Origin of the sequence: Rhizobium sp. AG207R (assembly GCF_027109195.1) — a bacterium.
GTDB classification, from domain to species: Bacteria; Pseudomonadota; Alphaproteobacteria; order Rhizobiales; family Rhizobiaceae; genus Rhizobium; species Rhizobium dioscoreae.
The window spans coordinates 741,684-754,551 of the sequence record NZ_JAEPVT010000001.1 but is presented as its reverse complement, the minus strand read 5'-3'; the positions used below and the strand labels follow the sequence as shown (position 1 = coordinate 754,551).

Genomic DNA, 12,868 nt, shown 5'->3' with positions numbered 1-12,868 from the left:
GGCGCTGATTATGTTATGCGGCTATCGGGAAACAGGTTTACGAGCGATGCTCTTCACATCCCGTCAGCGGGGTATCATGGAAAAATATAATAGATATTTCTAATTTGCGCTGCGATGCCAAATCTTCTCGCGCCCTATTCTATGATGTTCGGGATCGAGCGTTCAATGCGAACATCCAGACGGATGACGCGCGTGCTGAGAATTTGAGATTCGCGCACGGTTTCGAAAACGGGCAGGAAAACCGGACGAATGATCGTGAACCAGGAAGCGACCTCGTCGATGTTGGCACTGACGCTTGTGGTCTTGCCGCTTTCATCCTTGCCGACGATCAAAAGATTGCCGGCCAGCGGCGAGGGGTGATCTTTCAAATCCGCTATGCTGGAAAGTCCGTCGATAAGGCCGTTATTATCGGCATAGAGAAGATGGGAGTCCGCGATGCGGACGATATCGATCCCACTGGAGCCGACCAACTTGCGGATGTGCTCGATCCGGTTGCCGGCGGGAAGCATCACCGTCCGGATCGTTCCGTCGACCGTGCTTAAAAGATATGACTTGGCTTCTGGCATGGGAATTTCTTCCGTTTGCCGTTCGACGAAGTGCGGTTCTTGCGCACGAACGAGGCGAAGCTGCGGTCGTGCTCTCCTATGGGATTCATATGGGCTATAATCATTCGCCATTCCCATGCCACCTCGAGAATTAGCAGCAGAAGATATTGGCCCTATAGGCGCGAGCTTGTGCAACTTTTGCAAGCATCAAAATTCGTTCGGTGTGTTGCCTTTTCTTCAACGGCGACGTGTCCCCGACGCCTCAAATCCGAATATATTGAGCCACATTTGCTTTAGCGGCCCCCGAATACTTCCGCGATGCATGAATAACGTTACGCGCCAGCGCTCCGGCCTGCCGCTCACGAAAATGACATGAGCGTTGACATCTCAAGCTGGAGTAAAAAATGCGATGCCTGCCACCTTTGATTGATAATGGGTCGACGGAGGCGAGATAGCGCCGTGATGGATAGCGCCGCCGAGCAAGGATCATCCTGTCCAGACAAGGGAGCGACTATTCCAATGAATGCGCGGATGCCTTTCCGGCTCGAACTGCGATCTCATCGAGATATTCCTCGAAATATCTGCGGGCAATGATGGATGTCATCGAGAGGCTGCGTCTGGGGTCAACGATCAAGGAAAGGATCATTGGCGGCAAGCCATTGTCGGCTAAGCGAGAATAGTGCAATCCGTCCTCATGCGGGAGGGGCATGCCGGAAGCGATCGCGGTCACCCCGAAACCGCAGCCCTCGCGGACCATGGACCGCATGAGCGACAAGCTGTTGGTCGTCAAGACAGGCTGAAAGCGGATGTCGATACGCGCCGCCGCAATATCAACGACATCACGTAGATGACTGCTGGTGTCGGGAACGATCGTCGGCTTCTTGAAGAATTCGCCGATGGAGATGCTGTCCTGCTGCTCTACGCCTGCGGGCAGCATGGCGATGAGATGAAAATCGGCGGAGCGCGTAACAATGACCCCCGGCAGGGGCAGGGGGCTGAAGGTCAGTCCGAAATCTGCGTCCCCGTCCCTGACCAGCTGTCGCACGCGATCGGAATCCTCCACTGCGATCGCATTGCGGATACGAGGGTGGTCCTTCGTGAATCGCGCTATCACTGCCGGCAGGAAATCGGGCACGGTTTCCTGGGAAGCCGCGATTTTCACCTCGCCGCGGCGTAGTCCCTTCAGTTCCTCGATCTCGGATTTGATGCGGGAAAGATCCTTATTCCATTCCCTGTAGCCATTGACGAGCAGTTCGCCCGCCGATGTCAGCCGCATGCCGCGCGGCAGGCGCTCGAAGAGAGCAACACCGAATTCCTCCTCTGCGCTGATGAGCTGCTTGTTGATCGCCGAAGCCGACACATTCAGTCTTTCCGCGGCTTTTCTGATCGAGCCATGGTTGGCTATCTCGTCGAGGTAATGCGCGAAGCGAGAAAACAGGAGTCGGCTCATTCGGAAGTATACCTCGTTGAAGAAAAGGAAACACACCGGACGAATTTTGTTGGTTGTAAAAATTGTGTGATCTAGTGTCTATTAAGACAATAATTTGAATGCAATCAATGTGCCAAGAAGGCCGCAGCATGTATCTGGAGACCCCGCAAACCCATCAGGTGCAGGTTGCAGGCGAGAATTTCAACTTGCCGATCGTCCAGCTGAGCGATCGGCGAGCAATCGCATTGCTGATGGTCATCGACATGGGTATCCGGTTCGGAGATCTCGTCGGCGAGGCCCTGGCCCGTCATTTTGCGCCGTTGCGGCCCGACATCGTCGTCGGCAGCGCGACCTTGGGCGTCCCGGTCGCCATCGAGGTCTCGCGGCGCCTTGGCATCGATCGATATGTAATCTTGCAGAAATCACCCAAATTTCACCTTGCCGACGCCTTGGTCGAGGATGTTCGTTCCATCACGACCGCAATGCCACAGCGTCTTCTGCTGGATCGCCGTTCGATAAAGCTGCTTCAGGGCAGACGCGTTCTGGTTGTCGACGATGTCATCGCCACCGGTTCCAGCATGGCGGCGGCGATCAGGCTCGTGCGTCGTGCCGGCGCAAACATAATTGGTGCGGGCGCCATTCTGACCGAAGGTCATTCCTGGCGGACGCTACTCGGAGAGGACGCCAAGCTGGTGACCAGTCTGGGCCACATTCCGCAGTTTGATGTTATCGATGGAGTGGCGACGCCGGATGGCGCGACCGAAAAGGATGCTTGGACGGAAGATCGCGCTTCGGTCAGCAAGCCTACCGCGCGGATCCGGCGGAAACGTTCCATGGCCGAGAAAGACGTCGCGCGAATATAGGCAGGGTGCCGATGATGTGCTGAGCTATCTTTGCCGCACTCGTTGGTCGCGACGCGCATGATTGGATTGGCCTGCCGATGCTGCGTGTGCTTGATCAAGTTCCATATGCAATCATGGGTGGTTTTCGTGATTTGAATTTCCTATACGTCGTTTGAATGTTGGAGAGAACTTCCGTGCGCGGGCATTGCGTTCCTACTGCAATTCCAATCCGCGCGTTAGGCTGGCCTTTTCTCCATTGTCCCTGTGAGTTTTAGGGGGCTGAAGCAGTAGTCTATGGGGGATCCCGAGTGTCTGTAGAGTGTGGTGTCCCGGTCTCCGTTCGTGATTGGATGAAGTCCGGGATCGGAGTAATCGGATGCGTCAATAAGAGAGCGCGAAACTGCGCCTGAATGATCGCGGAGGGCCATCCAATGGGTTTTCCGAGAATTTCTGGAAATTACTTTTTAAAGGGACCAAGATCATGCAACCAGCGACCGTTTCACAAACCGACGGCAATACACTCTTTCCTATCGTACTCTCGATCGTGGCGGCTGCCGCGACTGGCGTGCTTTGGGCTTATGCCAATCCAATCCAGCTCGTGCCTGGCGTCATTCAATGGCGCATTTTCGCCTTTCTGCCATCAGTGATCGGCATTCTGCTCGGCTGGCGCAGCGGCTTCATTTGCGGCTATCTCGGCACCATCGTCTGGTCGCTGCTGGCCGGCACCTTCATACCTGCGCATTCGCTTCTTGTTGACGGCATCATGGTCGGCCTGACCGGCCTCGTGCCAGGGCTCTTCTTCGATCCTGCCAAAACGGTCTTCGATCGCGCCGCGCTGATCAAAATCGCCGTGGTCTGCCTTATCGTCGGGCTCGTTATGGTGGCAGCGGTGTCTGCGAGCCTTGCCTATCTCGGCATTTTCCCGTTCTGGTGGGGTTTTGGCTATCTCGGCCTGTCCGACATCGTCCCGATGGTTGTCGGCACGCCACTTCTGATCATCCCGGCCATGAAAATTCTGAAGAGTGCGCATCCATCCGGTTTCAAGCGCTTCTGAACCCGATCTGGATCAACAAGTGCTCAATATCGCTAATCTGACGATCGGTTTCGGCGGCGCTGCGCCGGTGCTTGCCGAAACCAATTTCATGCTTGACGAGGGGCAACGGCTTCTCGTCTGTGGTGAAGCGGGCAGCGGCAAGTCGACATTGCTCGGCGTTGCCGCGGGCCTGATTCCACGCCTTATTCCAGTTGCCGAATTCTCCGGGCAGGTGGAGCTTGCTGGCCGCCCGCTGATTTCCTTTACAAAGAAGGAACTGTTCGGCACGATTGGCTTCGTGTCGCAAAATAGCGAAGACCAGCTTTGGGACATCTGCGTCGAGGACGTCATCGCCTTTCCCCTGGAAAACAAGGGCATCGAGCGCAACACGATTCGGGACCGGCTGACCGAACTGATGACTGAATTCGGGCTGCAGGCCTTGAGCGGCCGTCGGGTTCTCACCCTTTCCGGGGGTGAGCGGAGAATGGTCACCATCGCCGCGGCGATCGTCTCGAGCCCATCGATTCTGGTGCTGGACGAACCGACCACCGGGCTTGATCCCGCCGCGCGCGTGCGGTTGTCCAATATCCTGCTGAAAGTGCTGGACAGCACCCCGACATTGCTGATCTCGGAGCAGGACCCTTTGGCACTCCGCTTCGTGATAGACAGCATTGCCCTGATGCGTCGCGGCGGCGTCTCTCCGAGCATGCCGCCGGAGACGATGCTTAAGCACGATGCCGCCTGGATCGACGCCGGCATTTTGCCGCCGATGCGCGTCCGGCCGGCGCGGCAGACCGTCGAGCCGGGTCGCCCGCTGTTGACCGTTTCGGGTCTGACGAGCCAGCTTTTCCGATCGCGCGGCAACCCGGTATTGAAGGACGTCAGTTTCGATGTCCGGGCTGGAGAAGTGCTGGCGCTCATCGGCCGCAATGGTGCCGGCAAGACGACGCTGTTCAAATCGATCCTCGGGCTGGTGAAAACCATCTCAGGTTCTATCCTTCTCGACGGGACAAAGGCCGACGACTGGTCTGTCGCGGCGAGGGCGCGCAAGATCGCCTACATTCCCCAGAACATGCGCCATATCCTGTTCAACATGACCGTAATCGGCGAGGTGATCTTTGCCATTACGGCGTCGAGCGCATCGTCGAGCGACCCGGCCGTCGTTGCGCGCGCCAAGGCAGCGCTGGAGCGATACGCACTCTCCGACCTGGCGGAAGCCAATCCGTTTGCTCTTTCGGCCCGCCAGCAAGCATTGCTGGGGCTTGCTTGCGCCGATGCGACCGGCGCGCTTGTTGCCATCATCGACGAGCCGCTTTTGAGCAGAGACATCAAAGGCCGGCAAATGCTGGAACGTTTCATCTCGTCGATGCAGTCTTCGGGGCGGGCGGTCATGCTGATCTCGCACGATCTGGAATTGGTCGACGATCTGGCTACCCGCCTGATGGTCCTCGACAATGGCAAGATCGCGTTCATGGGGGCGCCCGAAGACGGCTGGGAAAGCGGCACCTTCCGTTCTCTCGGCTGGCAGGCACCCTACGATATGACAGTCTGGAGCATGGCATGACGCGGCTTCATGAGCTCAATTTCTTCATCAAGCTGGGAATCGCCTTCATCATCATGCTGGCCGCCTGGTTTGCCCCGGGCTGGCGGTTCGGAGTACCCCTTGCGCTTATCTGCCTGGCCCTTCTATGGGGCTTGAAGGTTCCCGGGCTTCGCGGCTACCTCAAGGGCGCCGCGCTGCTGACCGGCATGGTCATGGTGAGCTGGATGATAAACCTCTGGCTGCAGGGTCTTTCGACGCCGGAAGCCTTGTCGGTCGCAGCGGCGATGGCCGCCAGGCTGGTGACCACGACGGCCGCCTTCTATTTCGTCATGGAGACAAGCTCGCCGGGCGAAATATTGGCGGCGGCAAGCGCTGCGAGGCTGCCGTCCATCGCCACGCTCGTCCTGTCACTGACCTTCGGCGTCATTCCGATGCTGCGCGATGATTTCGAGCGCATTGCGGACGCCCAGCGTTCTCGCGGCATGGAGATCGACGATGTCAGCCTGCCGACGAAATTGCGTTTTGCGCTGGCACGCGGCATTCCGCTGCTCGTCCAGGCGATCCGCATGGCGCACGCCATCTCGTTTTCCCTCACCCTTTACGGGTATGATCTGAAACACAAGCGAACAACCTGGCGAGAAGTCGGCCTGATGGTCGAGCAGCGCCTCAGCATGAAGGAAAAGGCCCATGACCCCTGAGACCGCGGACCCTAGAACCGGGCAGAACTGGAAGGTCGATGTTGCCGGCTATGCCGTCGAGTTGCCGATCGTGGCGATCAAACCGGATTTTGCCATTTCCCTCATGATGGTCATCGATCTCGGCGTGAAATTCGGTGAGCACGTCGGCATCAAGCTTGCCGCCAAGTTCGCGTCGCTCAAGCCCGACATCGTGGTCGGTACGGCGACACTCGGCATTCCCGTCGCCATTGAAGTGACGCGGGCGCTCGGCCTCGACAACTATGTGGTCCTGCAGAAGTCGCCGAAGATCCATTTGGCAAATGCGCTGGAACAACACATCTCCTCGATCACCTCCAAGGGTGAGCAGCGCCTGCTGCTGGACCGCGCCGCGATCCCCCTTCTCAAGGGCAAGCGCGTGCTTGTCGTCGACGACGTGGTCGCCTCGGGGTCGAGCCTCAAGGGTTCGCTGGAATTGGTGCGCAAGGCGGGAGCCGAAGTTGTCGGCATTGGCGTTATCCTGACCGAGGCTCGAGACTGGCAGGAGACGCTGGGATCCGATTGCGACCTCATTCAGGGCCTCGCTCATATTCCTCAATTCTCCAGGACCGGCAATTCTGCCTGGGAGCCAATTCCCGGCACCTGAGGCCACGGCTGTAATAAACGCATTTCGTCTCCGCCGTTGTTTCGACACATGTTCGATGCGCTGGGTCTGGGCGCGCCATCTGGACGCCCGTACGGCGGTCATGCGGTCCTCAGACGTTCCGAAGTTCCGGCAATCACGCTAGAAGAACCCCGCGCATGAGGCGCTGCGTGCCAGCAAACCTTTTGTCAGGATCGGCAAGCTCGCAACGGCGCCTATTGCTTCCGGACCCTGCAGATGACGGTACCGTCACCCGTTCGCGCCTTCTTGTTGGGATCGATGCATGTCAAGGCATTGGGCTCACAATCCTCGCGGAACTCATACACGCCATTGGGGCCTATAGCTTCCAGATTTGGGGGTTGCGACGGGCAATCCACGGCTTCGGTGCCGCGTTGCTCGCATGCGGAAAGCGTAAGACCGATCAAGAGGAGAGCAAGAAACTTGTGCGTCATCCGTCTTCGATTACAGGATCATATGATGAATGCAAACCCGCCATCGTCATGGATCATATCGAAACGAGGCGAATAGGCCCACATTAACCTGTCCTGGGGGCTTCCGCATTCCGTTGTAGAAAAAATCATGGCCACGAAAATCGTGATCATGATCCCGATAGGAATCGGATGACGATCTGCCTTCGCGTGAAGATGGGAGCGATCGGCTATCGGTCACGCCCGCTTAAAGGAAACACGCCTCGAACAGTTCGCACGCATAGGCGTGGTGCCGGTCTTCAAATCCGCCTTGGTGAGTTCGTCGACGAAGGTGCCGCCCTTCATGACCAACACGTGATCGCACATACGGCTCCTCCCTCGAATACTATATAATACGTATGATGGTTTCTGCATGTCGTATTATGATTTATCGAAGATCGACATGGCTTGCAAGATCATGCGGATGACCTGATGCAAAAGATCGGAGGTCAAAAGTGGCGACCCGCGACCCGCGTCGCCTGAAGTTGGCATAACGGGCAATCGATCGATTGCCATATAGGCTTGGCGGTAAAGGGTATCAGATGGGTGGCTTTTGATGAGGCCGGAGAGGGGGCGGCTCGATATCAGCGATTGCGCCTGTCGCCTGCTCACGGAACAGCTATAGCTCTCGACACCTCTAATAATTCATATTATGTCATATGATATGAATCAATCTCATGGGAGAGACGCTCGGTGTATGTAGGAACACAGGTCGAGGCGCGCGACGACGACGATTATCGCGTTTTCGCGCAATTGGGGCTGAAGCATATATGTGCGGACCCGCCGGGAAAGCCGGAAAGCTGGACGCTATCCGATCTTGAGCGCCTTCGCGACAAGGTCGAGAGTTTCGGGCTGATTCTGGATATGATCCAGCTTCCCTTGCCGTCTCAACCGATCGAAAAGGCATCCTATCCTGATATTCTACTTGCCGGACCGGATCGCGATCGCCAGATCGATGCGGTCTGCAAGCTCATCGAAGATGTGGCGGCGGCCGGCATCCCCGCGGCAAAATACAATCTCAATCTCATCGGCATACCGCGCACGCCGGAAGAGCCTGGACGCGGCGGTTCGATGAATGCGAGCTTTCGCTGGGAGAAGGCGGACCACCAGGCCGCCCCCGGCCTTGCCGGCGTCCTGTCGGAAGACGAGAACTGGGAGCGCATCGATTATTTCCTGGAGCGGGTCGTGCCCGTGGCGGAGAGCAATCGCGTCCGCCTCGCTTGCCACCCGCATGATCCCTACACACCGCCGGGTTATCGGGGTGTCACGCGCGTGCTCGGCTCCGTGGAAGGCTTGAAGAAGTTCGTGCTAATGCGCGAAAGCCCTTATCACGGGCTGAATTTCTGCCAGGGATCGGTTGGCGAGATGCTCGACGATCCGCGCGAGGAGATCGACGACATCATCCGCTGGTTCGGCACGCGCGGCAAGCTTTTCAACGTCCATTTCCGCAACATTCGCGGTGGCAAGCTCTCCTTCATGGAGACCTTCCCGGATGAGGGCGACATGGACATGGTCCGCTCCGCGAAGGTCTACAAGGAAGTCGGCTATCAATACATGCTGATGCCCGATCATGTCCCGACCATCAGCGGCCGGGACCCGACCGGCGTCGCCTTCGCCTTCTGCTACGGCTACATCGCCGCCCTCGTCCAGTCACTCGAAGGCGCCTGAGACCCATCGCCCCTACCAATCGATAACAGGATTCCGATATGAACCCAATTGAACTGAAAAAGGCGGTTGGCAGCGGTCTGCTGTCCTTTCCCGTCACTCATTTCGACAGCGACCTCAAATTCGACGAGGCGAAGTACCGCCGCCATGTCGAGTGGCTGGCAGGCTATGATGCCGCCGCTCTTTTTGCCGCCGGCGGAACCGGCGAGTTCTTCTCCCTCAATCCCGCCGAAATCCCGCAGGTCGTTCGCGCCGCAAAGGCATCCGCGGGCAATACGCCGATCATCTCGGGCACGGGCTATGGCACGTCGCTTGCCATCGAGATCGCCAAGGCAGCCGAGAAGGCGGGGGCGGACGGTCTGCTGCTCCTGCCGCCTTATCTCATGTTCGCCGAACAGGCCGGCCTGATCGCTCATGTCAAGGCTGTATGCCAATCCGTCGGAATAGGCGTCATCGTCTACAACCGTGACAATGCGGTGCTCAGCGCCGACAGCATCGCACGGCTTACCGACGAGTGCCCCAATCTCATCGGCTACAAGGACGGGGTCGGTGACGTCGACAAGGTGATCGAGATCACCACGACCCTTAAGGACCGTCTCGTCTATGTCGGCGGCATGCCGACCCATGAAGTCTATGCCCAAGCCTATTTCGCCGCCGGCGTCACGACCTATTCCTCCGCCGTCTTCAATTTCATTCCCGCGCTTGCCCAGCGTTTCTACAGCGCGTTGCGGGGCGGAGATCAGGCAACGGTCGATGAAATCCTCACGGGCTTCTTCTTCCCGTTCGTCGCCCTGCGCAATCGAAAGAAGGGCTATGCGGTCTCGATCATCAAGGCCGGCTTGCATGTTCTCGGCAAGGATCCAGGTCCTGTGCGCCCACCGCTGACCGATCTGACGCCGGAGGAATTGGCAGCGCTCGCAAAGATCATCGAGACGGCCAAGGCCGCGTGAGGCACAGCCAAGCACATGCGAATGATCGTCGGCAATGCCGGCGATCGCGCTTTGCAGGGGGAAGATACTCGTGGTTAGCTTGCCGTCTCGAATTTCTATCGAGATGATGGCCACCTCGGCAATGCTTGCATCTACACATGTGTGTTTGCCAGACATTCGTCCATGCCATGGACTAGTCAAATGGCGCGCTCATGCTAATCGACTATTATTCCGTCGACACCCCGCGAACTGGGTCGAAATCGTCACCCATCCCCGATGAGGGACAAAGATCACGGCTGCTTCGTCTCGCGGAGAGGCGTAGTGGCCGTGTAATCAGCGGTCCGCCTGTCACACCGACCGATTCTTTAGGCCAATGACGTCATGGGTACGCGATAAGCAATCGCCATGAAGCTGCCGCGTCATGGTCAGGGGATCGCCACGCTATTGCCTCATAGAAAACGTTTGACGGCCACATTGCCGCCGGATCGTTCCTTGACCCTAACCGGCGGCTAAATCCAATACGGTATGCCAAATTTCGCTCTACGCCATCAAAGAGGTGTTCCCCCCGCACGACTAAGAGGAATTGAGATGATGATTCGTCATATCCCCGCTGTATCGTTGACCGCTGCAGCCTTGAGCTTGATGGTTCTCAGCAATCAAGCCTTCGCACAGCAAGCAACACAAGAGCAACAGCCTGCCCAAGCACAGCAGCCCGATAGCAATGCTGCCGCTCCCACGGTCAGCGATCAAAAAATAGAGGCTTTTGCGGTCGCTTATCTCCAGGTGGATAAGATCAGGCAGGAATATTCGGCCAAGATCGGCGCGACACAAGATCCGACCGCGAAACAACAGCTGCAGACCGAGGCAAGCAAGCAGATGGTACAGGCTGTTCAGACCTCTCCTGGGATGTCGGTAGACGAATACAACGCAATTCTAACGGCTGCAAAGAAGGATCCTGTACTCGTTAAGAAAGTCCAGGATAAGATTCAGAAAGCCGCACCTGCGCAACAGTAAGCGAGGAAACGATCTCCACGTAACGTGATATCAGATCGATGCCGCATCTCGGCGCGGCATCGACTGCCATCTTCATCGCGATGGCGGTGAGGCGATCGGCCGGTCTATCGCACGGCTGCTTTCAGCAGGCCGTTTCGAGCGAAGGTCTCGCGCAGCCGCTCGTCGATGGCGATGTAGGAATCGAGTGTCAGCGCGAGTTTTTTTGCAATGACCGGTACGCTTTCGGCCAGCTTTATCAGACGCTCCGGATCGGAAAACACGACCTCTGCATAGGTATTGAAGTCATTCTCCGAGGTCGTCGCGCCATAGGCGGAGAGAAAGCCGGTTTCCACCGGTGGAGCGGTCTGGCCATTGCGAGCGATCTGATCGGTCGCACTGTTCTGAAATTGCCAACCGGCCGGCTCGAGCGCGGTGAAGGCCCGTTGCAGGGCATCATTGCGGAGCCAGATGAAGGAACTTGTTTCGTGGTGCACGCCAAGTTCCGCGGTCAGCTGACGCGTCTCGGCCGATACATTGGAAGGTGCGGCGAGAAATATCCAGTCCTGCCCATAGGTGCCGCCCGCTTCGGCGCCGTCGATCAAAATCCTGCCGGCGATGAAGATCGCCTTGATGATCCGGCCGAGACATTGATCCGGATAAGCTTCGAAAGCCCTGGCAATGCCGCGCAGCGAGTCCTTCACGGCGGTGTGGTCGGCAGGGCTCAACACGACGCCCTCTACCGGCGCATCGGCGGGTAGATAGGGTGGCACGTAGAAGGTTGATGGATCGCCACAGCCGATCGTCAGGCCCTGTTGCCGGCCAAGCTTGGCCGCATACGCATCAGGATCGGCAATGGTATCCTCTTTCGGTGTAGATCGGCCGAGAAGGTAGGAACCGCTCCCGGCCAGAACCACTGCTGCGCCAAGTAGAAGACGCCGTGAGACAATCAATGTGCCAGTCCAACCCGGGCGCCGACATGCACGGCGGCTGGAACCGCGGCGCGTGGCAGGGCTGTGGTGGCCGCACCCCGAAGCATGGCGAGGCCGCGCGTCAGCGAGGCGCCCGCGGCCGCGAAGGAGGCCGGATCATCGGCAACGCCGACACCGCCGGAGAAGAAATCCTCAACGAGGGTGCCGACGACAATAACGCCAGCACCGATGACCAGGCCGGTGCCGATGACGCGGCTCCAGTTTGTTCCTTCATCGGGCTCGCGGATACGCACCGCGTCACGCACGGCCTGGGGCGAAGGCGCAGACGGAGGAATCTGTGCTTTAGGCGTGATCAGAATCACAAAGGCCACGCTCATCGCGACATAGTGGAACGTGCCGATCCTGCCCTGCAGCTTGGGGAAGCGGACCTCGGCACGCAGCTTCGGGATCGGGCTGCTGGAGCTGAACTCGACGCCAACCGCGGTGGCGGTCGCGTTGGGCGTCGTGCTCTGGCTGACCAGCATCGAGCGCACTGTCACTTCCCTTTTCTTCGAATCGTAGATGAAGCGGGTGTCGCCAACGAGCTGGCCGAAAGCGACGTTGGCCTGCTGCGAAATCTGCGTTTCCAGCCGTCCGCCATTGCTCACATAGGTCGCCGGGTAGCGCTTGTCCGTCATCAGGACGACATCGCCGGTCATGCGGAACTCGATTGTCGCCGTCGGGGTCTCGATGACGGGCATTGTCAGATCGTTTAAGCGGTACTTGATCGAGATCGGCGAATAGACGTGAGGCAACTCCTTCTTCAGTTCCGTAGCCGGGTTGCCGGTGCGAAGCGGCTGCGGCGAGGCTGAATGCGGCGCCGAAGTGGCGGCGGATGTCGAGGGATTATGATGCTGCGAAGTATGCGGTGTATGGTTATGGCCGGTGCTGCCATGCTCGCGCTGACCTGGCAGAACGGGGATCAGAATTGTGCTGCCGGTATGGATCAAATCCGGATCGGGAATTCCATGTCCGGTGGTGCGAATAACATCGCGGCGGTTGTTATAGCGCCAGATACGCGGCCATTGCGCACCATGGCCGAGATGTTCGTGGGCGATAGACCAGAGCGTATCGCCCGCCTTGATCTGATATCGTGTGCCGATCATACTTTTCCCCCGTGTGTTGCTTTACGGAATA

General features: G+C 58.2%; 12 protein-coding genes and 1 pseudogene. 8 read left to right on the top strand and 5 right to left on the bottom strand.

Annotation, left to right across the window (positions count from 1 at the left end; all coding sequences use genetic code 11):
- Positions 1–134: 134 nt before the first annotated feature.
- Together JJQ51_RS03335 and JJQ51_RS03330 are read right to left on the bottom strand one after the other, a co-directional pair.
- A complete protein-coding gene (locus JJQ51_RS03335; protein ID WP_233789999.1) occupies positions 135–749 on the bottom strand; it encodes a DUF3846 domain-containing protein in 615 nt (204 codons plus the stop codon).
- A gap of 307 nt (positions 750–1,056) precedes the next feature.
- Positions 1,057–1,995 carry a LysR family transcriptional regulator gene (locus JJQ51_RS03330; protein WP_269244307.1) on the bottom strand — a complete coding sequence of 313 codons (939 nt, stop codon included), beginning with the start codon at positions 1,993–1,995 and terminating at the stop codon, positions 1,057–1,059.
- 128 nt (positions 1,996–2,123) lie between these two features.
- On the opposite strand from JJQ51_RS03330, the gene JJQ51_RS03325 reads away from it, so the two are divergent.
- The 5 genes from JJQ51_RS03325 (at position 2,124) to JJQ51_RS03305 (ending at position 6,712) form a co-directional block, all read left to right on the top strand.
- Complete coding sequence (locus JJQ51_RS03325; protein ID WP_269244306.1) at positions 2,124–2,837, top strand: phosphoribosyltransferase family protein; 714 nt, start codon at positions 2,124–2,126, stop codon at positions 2,835–2,837.
- Positions 2,838–3,297: 460 nt separating this feature from the next.
- On the top strand, positions 3,298–3,870 hold the full coding sequence (locus JJQ51_RS03320; protein WP_269244305.1) for an aminotriazole resistance protein: 573 nt from the start codon (positions 3,298–3,300) through the stop codon (positions 3,868–3,870).
- A gap of 19 nt (positions 3,871–3,889) precedes the next feature.
- Positions 3,890–5,413 (top strand): ABC transporter ATP-binding protein, encoded by a 1,524-nt coding sequence (locus JJQ51_RS03315; RefSeq protein ID WP_269244304.1) that lies wholly within the window; start codon positions 3,890–3,892, stop codon positions 5,411–5,413.
- Positions 5,410–6,090, top strand: a complete 681-nt coding sequence (locus JJQ51_RS03310; protein ID WP_269244303.1) for an energy-coupling factor transporter transmembrane component T family protein — start codon at positions 5,410–5,412, stop codon at positions 6,088–6,090. The genes JJQ51_RS03315 and JJQ51_RS03310 overlap by 4 nt, the downstream gene beginning before the upstream one ends.
- Complete coding sequence (locus JJQ51_RS03305; protein ID WP_269244302.1) at positions 6,080–6,712, top strand: phosphoribosyltransferase family protein; 633 nt, start codon at positions 6,080–6,082, stop codon at positions 6,710–6,712. The genes JJQ51_RS03310 and JJQ51_RS03305 overlap by 11 nt, the downstream gene beginning before the upstream one ends.
- Positions 6,713–7,384: 672 nt before the next feature.
- Here JJQ51_RS03305 and JJQ51_RS03300 read toward each other — a convergent pair.
- Positions 7,385–7,509 (bottom strand): annotated as a pseudogene (locus JJQ51_RS03300) (ABC transporter ATP-binding protein); the annotation flags it as partial.
- 360 nt (positions 7,510–7,869) lie between these two features.
- On the opposite strand from JJQ51_RS03300, the gene JJQ51_RS03295 reads away from it, so the two are divergent.
- The 3 genes from JJQ51_RS03295 (at position 7,870) to JJQ51_RS03285 (ending at position 10,784) form a co-directional block, all read left to right on the top strand.
- Positions 7,870–8,844, top strand: coding sequence for a mannonate dehydratase (locus JJQ51_RS03295; protein WP_269244300.1), 975 nt, complete (start codon positions 7,870–7,872; stop codon positions 8,842–8,844).
- Positions 8,845–8,882: 38 nt separating this feature from the next.
- Positions 8,883–9,791, top strand: coding sequence for a 5-dehydro-4-deoxyglucarate dehydratase (gene kdgD / locus JJQ51_RS03290; RefSeq protein ID WP_112723747.1), 909 nt, complete (start codon positions 8,883–8,885; stop codon positions 9,789–9,791).
- A 567-nt stretch (positions 9,792–10,358) separates the two neighbouring features.
- The gene (locus JJQ51_RS03285) at positions 10,359–10,784 is read left to right on the top strand and encodes a DUF4168 domain-containing protein (RefSeq protein WP_113331100.1); all 426 of its coding nucleotides are present in this window, start codon (positions 10,359–10,361) and stop codon (positions 10,782–10,784) included.
- Positions 10,785–10,888: 104 nt separating this feature from the next.
- Here the strand turns inward: JJQ51_RS03285 and JJQ51_RS03280 are convergent, their stop codons facing one another.
- Together JJQ51_RS03280 and JJQ51_RS03275 are read right to left on the bottom strand one after the other, a co-directional pair.
- Positions 10,889–11,713, bottom strand: coding sequence for a hypothetical protein (locus JJQ51_RS03280; protein WP_269244299.1), 825 nt, complete (start codon positions 11,711–11,713; stop codon positions 10,889–10,891).
- On the bottom strand, positions 11,710–12,837 hold the full coding sequence (locus tag JJQ51_RS03275; protein WP_269244298.1) for a LysM peptidoglycan-binding domain-containing protein: 1,128 nt from the start codon (positions 12,835–12,837) through the stop codon (positions 11,710–11,712). Before JJQ51_RS03275 ends, JJQ51_RS03280 begins: the two co-directional genes overlap by 4 nt.
- Between the last annotated feature and the right edge of the window lie 31 nt (positions 12,838–12,868).